A 14,471-nucleotide genomic window follows, 5' to 3' on the forward strand; every position below is an offset into this window, starting at 1 on the left:
AGGTGAGCAGTTGAAATGTTAGAAACGGCACGAACTCAGATTGAAGCAATGGGTAAGCAACACGCAGCAGCGCTTTTACAATATCACCTAGAAAATCGCTGTCATTTAGCTCCTTGGTCTCCCATGCGTGACGAGCAATTCTATACCTTGGGGTATTGGGAAGACTTTTGTCATGCCAGTGAAGCGTTATTCGAGAGCGGGAAAGAAATTAAATTTGTCGCAATCGACAAAGAAACGAGAGAAGTTGTCGGTGTCTGCAGTTACACCGCCATTGCTCGAGGTGTTTTTCAGGCATGCTTTTTGGGCTATCACATGGCACAAAAATATGAAGGTAAAGGTTTTATGACTGAAATTCTTGAGGTCACACTTCGATACATGTTTGACGTTGTCGGTCTCAATAGAATTATGGCGACCTATATGCCACGTAATAAAGCGAGTGAAAAGGTTTTGTTTAAGCTTGGTTTTGAAAAGGAAGGCTACGCCAGGAAATACCTGAAAATCGCAGGGAAATGGGAAGATCATATTCTTACCTCGAGGATTAGCGACAACTAGAAAGTACAATGATGAGCAAATGCTAAGTGAGCAACTTGAATTGAATGATGGTGCTAAGGCTTATCTCAACAGCTTGAAACTTGCTGGCAAAAAATGCGGTGTGGTGAGCTCTGCGGCAACTTGGATGGTTGAAAATATCTTAACCTCGTTAAAGCTTGAAGATACCTTTGACCTAGTTATCACACAGGAACATGTGACTAAGCATAAGCCTGATCCCGAAGCATACAATCTTGCTTTGTCTGGGCTTAACGCTTCACCAGAACAGACTATCGTGTTTGAAGATTCAGCTGCAGGTATTCAAGCAGGTAAAGCAAGTGGTTGTGATGTTGTTGCAATCTAGCATGAGTTCAATGGAAAGAATGACCTAAGTGACACCATAAAAATCATCAATACATATGAAGAAATGTCTCTTTGAGTATCTATCAACCATATGGACTGTAACCCTAATCTGTTCCATCACCTTTTTATCGTCAGGTGCTCATACCCCAAGCTACGCAAGAGATCGCCAAAAAGTTTGAAGGTTGGCTTGTTGCCCCGGCAGAAATTTCAATAATGAATGAGTCATTTTATACAACTCGACAGACTAGGAGTACGTAGCAAATGGAATACGCGTTAGATACCGACCCATCAGATAGTGACATCAACGAAGTTCGCGCTGGTCTAATCAAACACAATACGCCATTTCTTGAAGGCATACCTAAATCTCAAGTAGGCTATTACGCCATGGAGGAGGGTGTTAAGGTTGGTGGTGTTATTGCGGATCTTTGGGGAAACTGGCTATTGATCAAGTTTCTTTGGGTCGATGACTCAATGAGAGACAAGCAGGTCGGCAGCCAGTTACTGCAACACCTAGAAGAGTACGCACAGTCTCAAGGCTGTACGTCATCACTGGTCGACACGTTAAGTTTTCAGGCCAAACCTTTTTATGAGAAGCATGGCTACCAATGCCAAATGGTGCTTGAGAATTATCCTCTAGACTCATCATTAGCGTTTCTCACCAAGTCGCTAACAGAGTAATCATATAGGGCAAGGATGAACACAAACAGACACAAGGAAAGTGAAGTGATTAATATTCGAGAGATGTGCATCGCCGATTATGATTCTGTGATTAACTTATGGTGCGAAACCGAAGGTATGAGCATTCGCGATGCAGATTCAAAACAGAGCATTGCAACTTATCTCGAGCGTAACCCCGGCTTGAGCTTCGTTGCAGAGTCTAAACAAGGCGTGGTTGGTGCGGTGTTAGTAGGGACGGATGGCCGTCGTGGATATTTGCAGCACCTAGCGGTCAGTACTGAATTTAGAGGACAAAATCTAGGTTGCCAACTAGTAACTGAAGCGGTTAACGCATTGGCTGGGGTAGGTGTCTCCAAGACACATTTATTCGTGTATAACGATAATATTAACGCTCAGAAATTCTATGAAAAGTTAGGCTGGTTTCCACGTGATGAAGTGCGTATGTATTCGTTTAATAGCTCGGGTAACAGTAACGCCTAACGGATCGATATAGTCAGAAAAAGCGGCACATAACAAATACCAGGTTAACCAAAGGAGTAAGATTTGCCTCATTGTATTATCGAACACTCGTCGACGATTAACGCCGAGCAACTGAACAAGAAAGTGTTTTTAGGAGCACTGAACTCAGAGTTATTCGAAGCCGATGGACGAGACATTAAAGTTCGAAGTATCGCTTATGAGAACTACCAAACGGGTACAGAAAAAGAAGATTTTATCCATGTGACTGTGCGTATATTGTCTGGCCGAAGTGACACAGACAAAGCAATGCTTTCTGAGACAGTGATGACGCAATTGCTGTCTTTGTCCCTCAGCAGAGCATCGATCACCGTTGAGGTGGTAGATATGGACAGACATGGTTATGCAAAGGTCGTTGTTTAACAGGGTGAAAGCCGCATTTTTGCGCTGATCTTTGTATCTTCACTGCAACTCGCTACAGGAATATTGGGAAATGTTGTTTATCCATAAATCTCAACCTTTGGTTCATGGCTCGGAACTATGCTTTGAGCTCGCCGATTTTTTAACTGAAAATAAGAGTAAATTTGAGGACCGACTGGTACCAGACCTGTCGTACATCGATGATATGGCACATGTGGTCAACGGAATCAAAATCAAAAGCGTACAACATGTGAATTATAACCAGTATCGTCTTGAATATGCGTTCGACTGGGAGCTCTTTCTCGGATGTTCTGATAGAAATGAAACGGGCGTTGAGAATGGGCGTGTTCTGTTTATCTTGGAAGACGATAATAATCTTAATTTCGATTTTCCAGATAGGAGCTCAAGAGATACTTGTGACGAGTTTTAACTGACACGTGGGGCATTGCTTTGGATTGGTGTTGATTCTTAAGGCTTGGCATTAACGATGCACAATGAGTAACCCGATAAAACATTTCTGCCATTTGAGGCGAAGTTTGAATAGGAGTAGTAATGAAAATAGTAGAAGCACAACACTCTGATTTAGAGAGTTTGTTCGTACATCTGGATACACAGTTGTCAGAAATCGCATTAGAAGAGACACCGCTATTCCAACCAGTCTCAAAGTCAGAGTGTAAAATGTCTGAAGCACATAAGGCTCGCTTTTCTGATGGGTTTAAGTTTGAGTTTGGAGAGAATGGCTGGCGAAAAATTTGGTTAGCTAAAGATTCGAATGGTGCTATTCGTGGCCATATCGACTTGCGCCATCATAATGGTAATTACTGTTCTCACCGTGTGTTGCTTGGAATGGGCGTCGACAGCAGTGTGAGAAAGCAAGGCTTAGGCTCCAAGCTAATGAATGTGGCGACTCAATACTGCCGAGAGAGCGAAGCGATTGATTGGCTGGACCTTAATGTATTGTCAAACAACCTTCCGGCTAAAAATCTTTATTTGAGAACAGGGTTTACGGTTGTCGGCGAAATGGAAGACTACTATCGAATTGATGGTCAGTCGGTGTCTGAACTAACAATGACATTACAGACGAAAGGGTAAAACATCCAAGTCAATCAGGAGACTAACTTGAGCAAACCAATAGCAATTCTGATTCATGTCCCAAACATAGAGCAGGGACTAAGTTGGTATCAAGCGGCCTTTCCTGAGTCTGTCGCCACCTATCATCCGTCTTCTGACTTTACGACTCTAGATATCAATGGTTTTTCTATTGAGATTGTGCAAGCGGATGGGAAAGTTGGCTCTGGCAAAAAGGGGACAGTCCTTTATTGGTCTACAGAGGACTTTGACAAGTCACTTTTGCATTTTCAGTTAATTGGGGCTCAGTTATACCGAGGTCCAATGGAGATTGAAGGCGGGTTGACGATGTGCCAAGTCGAGGACCCTTTTGGAAACCTGATTGGTTTACGCGGCATTCGTAAAAATATCGCTTGTAATGAGACACGACTAGATAGCGAATAAAGGAATAATAATGATTACTATAGAAAGACTTAATGATGCTCATATTGAGCAAGTTAACGAAATTCAGCTTGCGGATGAACAGGTTAAATTCGCAGGAACAGCAGCGGACTTTCTGTCAGATGGCAGCGAGACCACGCATCTACACATTATTAAATATGGCAGTGAGGTGGTGGGCTTCTTTAAGCTTGATGTTGCTTACCCAGCGGGCTACAAATTTTGCCCTGAAGGTAGTGTTGGCTTAAGGGCGTTTGCACTTGATAAAAACCAACAAGGAAAGGGGCTAGGTACTGGCGCGGTGCAAGCGCTATTTCCTTATCTAGCAGCCAATTACGAAGGGTATGAATGGATTTACTTAACGGTTAATTGTAAAAACCCCTCAGCCTATAGGTGCTATGTTAAAGGTGGTTTTGAAGATACCAATGAACAGTACCTTGGTGGCGCCGCTGGGCCACAGTTCATTATGCGTGGAGCTATTAACGCTTAACTAAAATCTGTTTATCAAAAGGCAACTGGGAATCAAAGGAATGGCCATGAAAGTTCAATATCTTGAAATTGTTACCTCTGAAGTAGATACGGTTTGTGCGACTTACGCGCAGATCTACGATGTGAAGTTTAGTGATGTGGATTTGAACTTAGGTGGTGCTAGCTCTCTAATGGTGGAGTGATTGGCGTAAGGGGACCACTTCGTGAAACTGAGGAGCCAGTCGTTCGCCATTACACGCTAGTGAAAGACATTGAAGCGGCAGTAAACGCAGCTGAAAAGTTGGGTGCTGAAGTAGCAGTTCCACCAATGGAGTTACCACGTCACGGAATGTGTGCCATTGTCATTCAAAGTGGTGTTGAACTCGGTTTTTGGCAGCTGTAGCTGGTCGTTTGACTAAGAAGTTTAAAATTTAAAGTGGCATTTGTTCTAAGGAGGGAACATGTCAATTACATCCGACACCCTCAACAAGGTATGTTATGAAACAAAATATTGTCCATATTGCACTTGTCGTAAAAGACTACGATGAAGCCCTAGATTTCTACGTGAACAAACTCAAGTTTGAGCTTATCGAAGATACCTACTTACCAGAAGAAGATAAGCGTTGGGTTGTAGTTGCTCCACCCAATTCACACGGTGTAAGCCTACTATTGGCGAGAGCATCCAAGCCCGAGCAATTGGATTTTATCGGCAACCAAGCTGGTGGCCGTGTGTTCCTCTTCTTAAATACCGATGATTTTTGGCGTGACTATGAACGCATGGTGTCTCTGGGAATCAAATTCGTTCGAGAGCCGAAAGAGCAAGCCTACGGAACAGTGGCGGTATTCGAAGACCTTTATGGAAACCTATGGGATCTTCTGCAATTAAACCCAGACCACCCGATGGCAAATCGATAAACCTGAATCTTACAAGCCAACACCAAATAGCACCGGAGCAACATGGACATAACCAAAATTTCAGCGGATAACGTGCTGCCCATTCGTCACCAAGTACTCTGGCCAAACAAACCAATGTCGTTTTGTGCGGTAGAAGGCGATGAGCATGCCTCGCATTATGGTGCTTATATTGATAACCAATTAGTTTGTGTTGCGTCTGTTTACGTTCAAGGGAAGCAAGCCAGGCTACGTAAGTTCGCTACATTGCCAGAATACCAAGGGCAGGGTGTTGGCTCTAAGGTGATCGCGCACATCATCAAAGATCTACAAGCGGATAAAGTGAGTTATTTTTGGTGTGATGCTCGCACAACCGCTTTGGGTTTCTATCAAAGGTTTGAGATGCAGGTTGAAGGCGTTGAATTCCAAAATCAGGAGTCTCTTACTACAAGATGTCGGTTCGGTGGGGGTAAAGACGTTCACTGTAACCCTGTGCATCAGTCGTATATCTAAAACATCAATTCAAGTTAAGGAAGCGTATCGTGGAAGAAATCAAAGGCATTTTGCAATTCATGGCTGAAGTGGAAAAGTTGAAGGATGTTCATAGACAAACGAAGCCAGTTGGTTTGGATCGCTATGAAAACTCCGCTGAGCATAGCTGGCATGTCTGTTTGAGTGCTCTGATGTTGAAAGACTATGCGAATGAAGAGATCGATATAACCCGAGTGATGAAGATGTTGCTGATACACGATCTCGGTGAAATCGATGCAGGTGACACGATTATTTACGCCAGTGAAACGGAAGAAAACAAACTTAAAGAGAGAAACTGTGTCGAGCGTTTGCTTGGGGCATTGCCGAGCCATCTAAGATCCGAATATTTGGAGTTATGGCTAGAATTTGAAGCGGGTGAGTCACCGGAAGCAAGGTTCGGTAAAGCGATCGATAGAGTGCCCCCTTTACTTCATAACATCCATGGTGGCGGTCATAGCTGGAAGAAGCACAATATATCTAAAGATAAGGTACTGACATTCAACGGTGAACGCATTTCTAAAGGCAGCAAGGCACTGTGGAGCGAACTAGAAGTTCAACTTGAAGCCGTCGCCGACCAAGGGTTATTGAAGTAAATTTAAATCCAGATTGCCAAGGGTGATGGAAAAGGAATGACATCATCCACACCTTTTAGGCGCTGATATGCCCTTTAGATTGTGACATTCTCATCAAAATATCTAGGCACTGTTTATTTACACAGTTGTCGTGTGTATTCTCACAGCTCATTAAAAGGAGTAGTAAGAATGGCGTTCAATTACGAAGAGAAAGTCCCTAATCCAGCCGAGTTTTGTGAGATGCGAGTGAAAGCAAAATTATCACCGAAGTCACTGAAGGCAGCCACAATCGCTTTACCAAATAGTTTATACGGCATTTCTATTCGAGATGGTGACCAACTCATTGCGATGGGGCGTGTTGTTGGCGATGGCGCGTGTAATTTTGAAGTGGTTGATGTTGCAGTCGATCCAACCTATCAAGGGCAGGGTTTAGGTAGAAAAGTGATGGAATATATCGATAATTACCTATCTTCTGTTGCACTGGAAGGGTCGTATGTTTCCATGATTGCTGATGAACCGGTGTTTTATGAAAAGCTCGGTTATAAGCTTGTATCTCCAGCTAGCCAAGGCATGACAAAGAAGTTTCCACCCAAGCGTATGTAATAAAGAATTGTGGCTCTACCATGACGTTATGCGAAGAGCCTCAAGTTTAAAAGGAACACATCAATTAATGAAAAATAGAATCTTTGCGTTATCGCTGCTTGGCCTATCAAGCAGTGTATTCGCTGATAGTGAATTACCAAGCACTAGTTATGAAATGACCGTTGCAGTGGAAGAGCAATCCCTAAAGCACGACTTTCCATCTGTTAAGTTTGATTACCTTGGCCAGACGCTTACCACGAGCGTTGATGAGTGTTCGTATACTGGAACGCTCTCTGAAGATGACGACAACACGATTCTTCTATCGGCCACGATGTCATGTACTTATGAAAGTGGATCAAGCTACAGTGAGATGCCAGACTTCGTGCTCAAGCATGAGGGTGGTGAAGCGAGTATGAGCTTTGGTGATGGCGAGACTGATATGTGGACATACTCCGTCACAGTTAAGAAGCTCGATTTATAGTTAACCTTCATTAGCAAGTTGACACGTTAGCCATGGCACTCTTGTCGCCTCTTGCTGCGTAACTACATGCCATGAGACGTCGATCAATATAATAAGTTAGATAATCCAACGTTAGATTGTTACTATGCAATCAACTTTATAAATGCGTATTGGTTTATATAAATGATTGATAGTAAGTACATTAAACACCCATACTACTGTGAAAACTGTAACTCAATGACTCCACACCTTGCTATGAGCAGCTCTGTTGAGGAGCAAAAGGAGCAGGCGGAATCAGAAGCAAGGCAGTGGAAAATAGGGATGATGGTGGAGTATATCGTAAACCTGCTCTTTAAAGACGACAAAGACACGCCTGGATTTTTCATAGACCAAGAATATCAATATCAGTGTGAAAAGTGCGGCACCAAGTCATGGCATTGATATTATGAAATTTTGTTTCAGTTGATACCTAACTTTTAGCATCTAAAACTTCAGCTAACAAGGCTCATTCTGCAGTTTCCTTTTTGTTATGGAGGACAAAGGAAGTGATTTACCCAAAGGCTTTAAACATCGGTGACAAAATTGGTTTTTTCTCACCGTCTTCCCCTGCGACAGTGTTCGCTCCCAATCGGTTTGCCCGCGCTAAAAACTACTTGGAATCGAAAGGTTTCACCTTGGTTGAAGGCTCATTGACGGGGAAGTCTGATGGCTACCGTTCTGGCTCTATTCAAGCAAGAGCCGAAGAGCTAAACCAACTGATTCGAGATCCTGAAGTACGCTGCATTATGTCTACAATTGGCGGCAACAATAGCAACTCGTTATTACCGTATATTGATTATGAGTCACTCAAAAAGGATCCAAAGATCATCATCGGTTACTCCGACGTAACCGCGTTGCTATTGGCGATTCATGCCCAAACTGGGTTAGTAACGTTTTACGGCCCGGCACTTGTTGCCTCATTTGGTGAGTTTCCACCGCTGGTTGATCAAACGTTCCAATCATTTAGTGAGTTGTTGTGCGAGAGTACAAGTCAACATCAATACAGCATGCCCAAGGTATGGACGGATATTAAACATGATTGGGAAACTCAGAACTCCGCGAAGCCAGTCTACGACAATGAATGGAAGTTTATCGGCAAAGGAAAAGTCAGTGGCCGAGTGATTGGTGGTAACTTGAGTACGATGGCTGGGATATGGGGTAGCCAATATATGCCCGAAATTCTCGATGGCGATATTTTTCTTATCGAGGACTCATTGAAGGGTATTGAAACCGTAGAGCGGTCTTTTGCACACCTATTGGCTTGCGGAGTATTTGATAAGGTGAGCGCCATCATCTTAGGTAAGCATGAGTTGTTCGATAATAAAGGGACCGGACGAACGCCACTCGATGTGCTTCTTGAAGTGTTAAAAGGGAAAAGCGTGCCGATATTGTATGGATTTGATAGCTGCCACACTCATCCAATGTTAGTCACGCCACTTGGCGTTCAAGGGAGTATCGACTTTGATAATCAGACCTTTGAGCTGCGGGGACCTTGGGTTACTAACTTCTAGTCTCATCGTGTCTCGGGAATCCATTTGGAGCAAGGAAGTGCATGGAAATCATATCTGAAATTGAAGTAAGTAAAGAGCAGCATCAAGCGATTACGACACTCAGGAACAGTGCATTCCCAGAGCATCAGGTTCAACGCTCATACTACAAACAACTCCCTCATATGCGCGCTCTGAAACACCATGAAGGACAGTTGGTTGGTTATCTTGGCCTTGATTATCGAATGATCAACGTTGGCGGTCATGCTTTTAAAGTTCTAGGTGTTATTGATTTTTGTATCGCCGAGGACGTTCGAGGTAAAGGTCTTGGTTCAACAATGCTTTCTGAACTCGATGCTTATGCAAAGGAGAGGGATGTTGATTTCATTATCTTAATCTCCGAGTTACACAGCTTTTATTCATCGCACGGTTACAACCGAGTCGTTGCCGACCATTCTTGGCTAAGGCTCAATGAGCATCTAAGTTATGGCATCGCGGTCGAGGAAGTTGACGACCTGTATGTCAAATCGATCAGCGGTGTCAGTTGGCCATCTGGGAACGTCGATTGGTTAGGGTACATGTATTAACACTAATAATAGGATGTATTGGAAAGGTGATCCTCTCATAAACCTGTCTATACTGAGTTAGGTTACGCCACGACGTTAGATGGCGCTATGAATGTAAGTTTGATTAGGTTAAATCTCAGAGGTGACGATGAAAAAATTACTACCACTATGCGCCATTCTACTTTCTGCATCCTTTTCAGTTGCCGCTTCCGATGGTTTGATAAAGTACCAAAGTAATTACTCAGTGAAAGAGACGGCAGACCGTTTTGAAGAAATGGCCAAAAGCAAAGGTTTAACCTTGTTTGCAAGAATCGACCATCAGAAAAACGCGAGTAAGGTCGATCTTGAATTGAGACCAACGGAAGTCATCATCTTTGGTAACCCGAAAGTAGGGACACCATTAATGCAATGCGCTCAAGAAGTCGCGATAGATTTACCGCAGAAGGTGTTAGTCACGGAGGATTCTAATAAGAAAGTATGGTTGTCTTACAACGATCCTAATTACTTGGTAGAGCGTCACGCGATAAATGGCTGTGACGAGGTGATTAAGAAGATTTCAGGTGTGCTTAGTAAGTTGTCTGAGGCGACGGTTGCTAAAACGAAATCTTGATTAGGTCGCGCTTAGAACTACGTGCGAAAGAGTAAGAGCTTCACATCATAAGAAGTGTGAGCGAGTTAAACAGTTTTGTGCATAAACAAGTAACTGATTGACTGACTTTTTCATGGTTGCCATATTTGTTATATGCATCTTTGATTCTATAAAATGCCTTGAGATTAATTGAAGCTATGTCATATTCATATATCTTAAGTCTCTGTTATCAATAGGATTATAGATAGGATGTATGGAAGCGAACAAACACGAGCATTTTGTTGTAGCTGCAAAGCGCTAACATTGCACAAATACACTTTGTTCAGTAGCCAAGCACAAAAAGCACCACAAGATGAGAAGAAACCAGGCTTGCTGATGCAAATCTTGTCTGGGTTTATTTCCAATGGAGCAACGGGAGATTACAAATGCACTCGATGCGGTACCTACTTAGAGACGCCGGACCATCTAGATTGATGAAGGGTTTAAGTAAATAAAAACGGGAAGATCTCAGCGATCTTCCCGTTGTATTTCGTTTTGCTATTGGCAATTCAATTTAGAAGTCTTAAGCGCAACACTTCTTATATTTCTTACCGCTACCGCAAGAGCATGGGTCGTTGCGGTTAGGTGTCTTTTCAAACGTCATCGTTTTTGGCTTGTTTAGGAATGTATCAAGCTCGACGGTGTTCTCTTCTTGTTGCGCTTCTATCGTGATATCTATAAAGAACTTTTGCTCTGCAGCCAGTGTTTCGATCTCAGTTTTGCGAGCTTCGTTTTGAACCGTTACTTTGATTGGTGCTTCTTCAGTACCCGCTTTTACATCGCGGTTTACGTTATAGCCTGCAAGAACGTGGTTTTGTCTTGTTTCGATACGGCCTTTGAAAAATAGTTTCGACATGGGGTACTCATTCAGAAATAGTGTAATTGCGCTCATATTCATGTTGATGGCGCATGGAGCGGGGGATTATACGCATATATTCCAATTGATAAAGCTGAGATCCAAACATAGACAGCAATCTTTTTTACACGGTAATGTCGATCGGTGTGGAGTATTGACAGCAACTTAATCTGCACGGCTCGCGATGAAAAATAGACGATTTGTAGAATGGAGGCCATGACCAAAAACATGCGGCCTGACAAGGTTTTAGTATTATTTTAAGCTCGGTATTTGCTGAAGCCTAGCTCTAACGTTAATGTGTGTTAAATCAGAATAATAGCGAACATGAAGGATTAGGTAATGACATCAAAAGAGGTGGTGCTAAATTTTTGGGATGCAATGCGTACTAACGATTTTGCAAAAGCGAGCGAATGGTTGGCGGAGGATTTCCAAGGTTATTGGCCACAGTCATCTGAGCTAACCGTCGGGCGAGATAACTTCACAGCGATCAACTCTGAATACCCAGCAAATGATGTATGGAAATTTACGCTCAACTCGATTGTATGTGAGGGCGATACTGTTGTTACCGATGTGTCGGTGACTGACAGTGTTCTCAATGACCGTGTGATTACCTTCCATACCGTGGTTGACGGCTTGATCCAAAAGCAAATCGAGTTTTGGCCAGATGGCTTTGCTCCGCAAGAGTGGCGCTCACAATGGGTTCAGTTAGTCAGCCCTGAATCACTCAATCAATAACCTCAAATGCCACAACACGAGCGCACAGTAGCGTACGTGAATAACAACAATCAGATAAATTGAAAGTCAGCAAGTTAGGAGAGTTCATGAACAAGGTCGTAATCGTTACTGGAGGAAGCCGAGGTATTGGTGCTGCAACATCTAAGCTATTAGCAAAACAAGGCTATGCGGTTTGTGTCAATTTCATCCAAAATGAATCAAGAGCTGAAGCGCTAGTTAGCGAAATTAGAGAACAAGGCGGCACTGCTATCAGTGTGCGTGCTGATGTCTCGGTTGAATCAGACGTTAAATCCTTGTTTGAAATTGCACGCAATAAACTCGGGCCTGTGACTCATTTGGTAAACAATGCGGGCATCTTATTCACTCAATCTGCATTAGAAGATATTGAGCTTGATCGCTTTGAAAAGGTAATGAAGTCAAATGTGTCGAGCTGCTTCCTCTGCAGTAAAGCCTTTATCAAGCAAGCGGATGGTGCTGGCTCGATTGTGAATGTATCGTCTGCGGCTTCACGTACCGGAGCGCCATTCGAATACGTAGATTATGCAGCTTCGAAAGGTGCAATGGACTCCCTTACTAAAGGTTTGTCCCTTGAACTGGCGTCAAGAAACATCCGTGTCAATGGCGTAAGGCCGGGTTGTATCTATACTGAAATGCACGCCGATGGTGGTGAGCCAGGAAGAGTGGATAGGTTGGCTTCACAATTGCCACTACAACGAGGTGGTACGCCAGAAGAAGTCGCGAACTCTATCGCTTGGTTATTGTCAGATGAAGCTTCTTATGTGACAGGGTCATTTATTGATATTGCTGGTGGGCGTTAGGGTACTAAGGCTTTTACGCAAAAATGGAAATTAGTTAGAATCATAACGCAATAAAGAGTACCCAACTAAAAGAACGAAACTAAGAGTACAAATATGAATAACTATTTTGAAAGCCCATTCGTGGGTAAATCACTTAAAGAACAAGTAACCAACCCAAATATCATCGTGGGTGAGCACAGTTACTATTCCGGCTACTATCACAAGCATAGTTTTGATGATTGTGCGCGCTACCTGCTTCCTGACCGAACTGATATCGACAAGTTGATCATCGGTAGCTACTGCTCGATTGGTTCTGGTGCCGTGTTTATGATGGCAGGCAATCAAGGTCACCAAAACCAGTGGGTCAGTACATTCCCATTTTTTTATCAAGATGATGAAAAATTTGAAGGGGCAATCGACGGCTTTAAACGTTCTGGAGACACTGTGATTGGCAATGATGTTTGGATTGGCACAGAAGCGATGATCATGAGTGGCGTAAAGGTTGGCGATGGGGCCATTATCGCCAGCCGCGCAGTTGTAACCAAAGATGTTGAGCCGTACTCAATTGTTGGTTCTAACCCAGCTCGTCATATCCGCTATCGTTTTGGTGAAACTGAAATTGCGCAGTTGCTAGAAATGGAGTGGTGGGAATGGAATGAAGAGCAAATCAAAGGTGCAATGACCTTAATGTGCTCTTCTGATATCGATGGCTTGTACCAGTATTGGAAAACCTTTGCTTAGCATCTTCTGCTTGGTACATTGAACCGTGATTTAGCTAGATACCGGCTCCGACTTGAAAGTAGAGTGCGGTATCTTCTTCGCTGAACGCAATATCAATCCCTGAAATCAGGCCATAACGCCTTGCGATAAGGTATCGGAAACCAACGCCATACGCTGCGTGTGAGCTTTGTTCGAACATATCGCTGTCACTGTCGCCAGCATAACCAATCCCAGTAAACACACCGGTAGACCAACGTGGCGTCCATTGTTTGCTTACTTGCACCTCTGCCGCAAAGGTATGCTCTCCTTGATAGCGGTTTCTCGCAATCCCCCTTAACTGAATGTCTGGATAGTATTGAGGTGAGAGAAAGCGTTCATCAGTCGACAAGGATTTGTATTGTCCGCGCAACGCGAGATTCCATTCCTTGTTGAGTTCCCAATAGTTCAGCCCTTCAAGATTGAACGTTTGGTAGTTGTAATCACTGCCAAGTCCATCGCCAAACCATAGATACTCAGCGACATAGTTATAGCCTTGAGTTGGATTTAGAAAGCTGTTTTTACTGTCGTACTCCGCGATTAAACCTAAGCCTGATGAGGTAGGTGAGGTATTCCCAATATTGTTTAGGATCTCTTGTGCTTTAGGGTGGTTATTGAGTGACAATTTAGGTGCAAAAAACTGTTGAGATAGGCCAACTAACCATGGCGAGTCTTGGATTCTAAATTGAAGCTTTTGTATCCCTCCCATGCCTTTTAAACCAAGCTCGATACCTTCATTTGGATCGAGTGGAGAAAGGGCATTGGGAGAACTTTGTCGGTAGAAAGTCATGTTGATATCGCCATAACCTAAACCACCAAGGTAGCGTATCGAATCCTCTTTCCAGCTGCGCTTGTGACCAATAAATGCCATCCAAGTGCCATTTTCTGTCGCAAAGCCACCGACCGCGGTGATTGCAGGTGTTAAGAGTTGTGCGCCGCCGTCAAGGGACTTCTCCGCCAGTGCTTTGCGTGTGTTTTTCTGCTCTTCTGATTCATGAAGGAAGATACCGGTGAAACCACCACCGTAGCCAACCGCTGGCTCTGTAATGAGAATCGGGACGGGTAAAAAGCCATGGGCATTTTCAGCTAGGTATTCACCCATGTCCAAGTGACCATCGATTTGGTCGATAAAACTCACCGCACCTGCTGTTG

22 protein-coding genes and 3 pseudogenes are annotated in these 14,471 nt (G+C 43.5%); 23 read left to right on the forward strand and 2 right to left on the reverse strand.

The window, feature by feature from the left end:
• The first annotated feature begins 15 nt into the window (after positions 1-15).
• From OCV52_RS07650 to OCV52_RS07750, 20 genes and pseudogenes are all read left to right on the forward strand, one after another.
• Positions 16-552 carry a GNAT family N-acetyltransferase gene (locus OCV52_RS07650; RefSeq protein ID WP_137408488.1) on the forward strand — a complete coding sequence of 179 codons (537 nt, stop codon included), beginning with the start codon at positions 16-18 and terminating at the stop codon, positions 550-552.
• A 13-nt stretch (positions 553-565) separates the two neighbouring features.
• Positions 566-967 (forward strand): annotated as a pseudogene (locus OCV52_RS07655) (HAD family hydrolase); the annotation flags it as partial.
• A gap of 185 nt (positions 968-1,152) precedes the next feature.
• Entirely contained in the window at positions 1,153-1,569 is a 417-nt protein-coding gene (locus OCV52_RS07660; RefSeq protein WP_137408487.1) for a GNAT family N-acetyltransferase, read from the forward strand.
• 45 nt (positions 1,570-1,614) lie between these two features.
• Positions 1,615-2,049, forward strand: a complete 435-nt coding sequence (locus OCV52_RS07665) for a GNAT family N-acetyltransferase (protein WP_137408486.1) — start codon at positions 1,615-1,617, stop codon at positions 2,047-2,049.
• Positions 2,050-2,112: 63 nt separating this feature from the next.
• Positions 2,113-2,448, forward strand: coding sequence for a 5-carboxymethyl-2-hydroxymuconate Delta-isomerase (locus OCV52_RS07670; protein ID WP_105024969.1), 336 nt, complete (start codon positions 2,113-2,115; stop codon positions 2,446-2,448).
• Positions 2,449-2,518: 70 nt separating this feature from the next.
• A complete protein-coding gene (locus OCV52_RS07675; RefSeq protein WP_137408485.1) occupies positions 2,519-2,875 on the forward strand; it encodes a hypothetical protein in 357 nt (118 codons plus the stop codon).
• A gap of 122 nt (positions 2,876-2,997) precedes the next feature.
• Positions 2,998-3,537, forward strand: a complete 540-nt coding sequence (locus OCV52_RS07680) for a GNAT family N-acetyltransferase (protein ID WP_137408484.1) — start codon at positions 2,998-3,000, stop codon at positions 3,535-3,537.
• A gap of 27 nt (positions 3,538-3,564) precedes the next feature.
• The gene (locus OCV52_RS07685) at positions 3,565-3,957 is read left to right on the forward strand and encodes a VOC family protein (RefSeq protein ID WP_137408483.1); all 393 of its coding nucleotides are present in this window, start codon (positions 3,565-3,567) and stop codon (positions 3,955-3,957) included.
• Between the two features lie 10 nt (positions 3,958-3,967).
• Positions 3,968-4,441 (forward strand): GNAT family N-acetyltransferase, encoded by a 474-nt coding sequence (locus tag OCV52_RS07690; protein WP_137408482.1) that lies wholly within the window; start codon positions 3,968-3,970, stop codon positions 4,439-4,441.
• Between the two features lie 46 nt (positions 4,442-4,487).
• Positions 4,488-4,822 (forward strand): annotated as a pseudogene (locus tag OCV52_RS25575) (hydroxylase).
• Positions 4,823-4,917: 95 nt separating this feature from the next.
• Positions 4,918-5,334 (forward strand): VOC family protein, encoded by a 417-nt coding sequence (locus OCV52_RS07705; protein ID WP_105024963.1) that lies wholly within the window; start codon positions 4,918-4,920, stop codon positions 5,332-5,334.
• A gap of 42 nt (positions 5,335-5,376) precedes the next feature.
• Positions 5,377-5,783, forward strand: a pseudogene (locus tag OCV52_RS07710) (GNAT family N-acetyltransferase).
• A gap of 69 nt (positions 5,784-5,852) precedes the next feature.
• A complete protein-coding gene (locus OCV52_RS07715; protein WP_137408481.1) occupies positions 5,853-6,434 on the forward strand; it encodes an HD domain-containing protein in 582 nt (193 codons plus the stop codon).
• Between the two features lie 168 nt (positions 6,435-6,602).
• A complete protein-coding gene (locus OCV52_RS07720; RefSeq protein WP_061031371.1) occupies positions 6,603-7,016 on the forward strand; it encodes a GNAT family N-acetyltransferase in 414 nt (137 codons plus the stop codon).
• A gap of 67 nt (positions 7,017-7,083) precedes the next feature.
• Positions 7,084-7,476 (forward strand): hypothetical protein, encoded by a 393-nt coding sequence (locus OCV52_RS07725; protein WP_137408480.1) that lies wholly within the window; start codon positions 7,084-7,086, stop codon positions 7,474-7,476.
• Positions 7,477-7,638: 162 nt separating this feature from the next.
• A complete protein-coding gene (locus tag OCV52_RS07730; RefSeq protein ID WP_137408479.1) occupies positions 7,639-7,896 on the forward strand; it encodes a hypothetical protein in 258 nt (85 codons plus the stop codon).
• Between the two features lie 104 nt (positions 7,897-8,000).
• Positions 8,001-9,005, forward strand: coding sequence for a S66 family peptidase (locus OCV52_RS07735; RefSeq protein WP_137408478.1), 1,005 nt, complete (start codon positions 8,001-8,003; stop codon positions 9,003-9,005).
• A gap of 41 nt (positions 9,006-9,046) precedes the next feature.
• Positions 9,047-9,568 carry a GNAT family N-acetyltransferase gene (locus OCV52_RS07740; RefSeq protein WP_105057113.1) on the forward strand — a complete coding sequence of 174 codons (522 nt, stop codon included), beginning with the start codon at positions 9,047-9,049 and terminating at the stop codon, positions 9,566-9,568.
• Positions 9,569-9,695: 127 nt separating this feature from the next.
• Positions 9,696-10,157 (forward strand): DUF302 domain-containing protein, encoded by a 462-nt coding sequence (locus OCV52_RS07745; protein ID WP_137408477.1) that lies wholly within the window; start codon positions 9,696-9,698, stop codon positions 10,155-10,157.
• A 228-nt stretch (positions 10,158-10,385) separates the two neighbouring features.
• Positions 10,386-10,610: a hypothetical protein gene (locus OCV52_RS07750; protein ID WP_116870525.1), complete on the forward strand. Its 225-nt coding sequence runs from the start codon at positions 10,386-10,388 to the stop codon at positions 10,608-10,610.
• A gap of 88 nt (positions 10,611-10,698) precedes the next feature.
• On the opposite strand, the gene OCV52_RS07755 is transcribed toward OCV52_RS07750, so the two are convergent.
• Positions 10,699-11,031, reverse strand: coding sequence for a PBPRA1643 family SWIM/SEC-C metal-binding motif protein (locus OCV52_RS07755; protein WP_137408476.1), 333 nt, complete (start codon positions 11,029-11,031; stop codon positions 10,699-10,701).
• A 339-nt stretch (positions 11,032-11,370) separates the two neighbouring features.
• On the opposite strand from OCV52_RS07755, the gene OCV52_RS07760 reads away from it, so the two are divergent.
• The 3 genes from OCV52_RS07760 to catB all read left to right on the forward strand — a co-directional run bounded on the left by OCV52_RS07760 (position 11,371) and on the right by catB (position 13,304).
• A complete protein-coding gene (locus OCV52_RS07760) occupies positions 11,371-11,766 on the forward strand; it encodes a nuclear transport factor 2 family protein (protein ID WP_137408475.1) in 396 nt (131 codons plus the stop codon).
• 86 nt (positions 11,767-11,852) lie between these two features.
• On the forward strand, positions 11,853-12,584 hold the full coding sequence (locus tag OCV52_RS07765) for a glucose 1-dehydrogenase (RefSeq protein WP_061031361.1): 732 nt from the start codon (positions 11,853-11,855) through the stop codon (positions 12,582-12,584).
• A gap of 93 nt (positions 12,585-12,677) precedes the next feature.
• Positions 12,678-13,304: a type B chloramphenicol O-acetyltransferase gene (gene catB / locus OCV52_RS07770; protein ID WP_137408474.1), complete on the forward strand. Its 627-nt coding sequence runs from the start codon at positions 12,678-12,680 to the stop codon at positions 13,302-13,304.
• 34 nt (positions 13,305-13,338) lie between these two features.
• On the opposite strand, the gene OCV52_RS07775 is transcribed toward catB, so the two are convergent.
• Positions 13,339-14,421: a BamA/TamA family outer membrane protein gene (locus tag OCV52_RS07775; RefSeq protein ID WP_390903401.1), complete on the reverse strand. Its 1,083-nt coding sequence runs from the start codon at positions 14,419-14,421 to the stop codon at positions 13,339-13,341.
• Between the last annotated feature and the right edge of the window lie 50 nt (positions 14,422-14,471).

This window comes from Vibrio chagasii, from assembly GCF_024347355.1.
GTDB lineage: Bacteria > Pseudomonadota > Gammaproteobacteria > Enterobacterales > Vibrionaceae > Vibrio > Vibrio chagasii.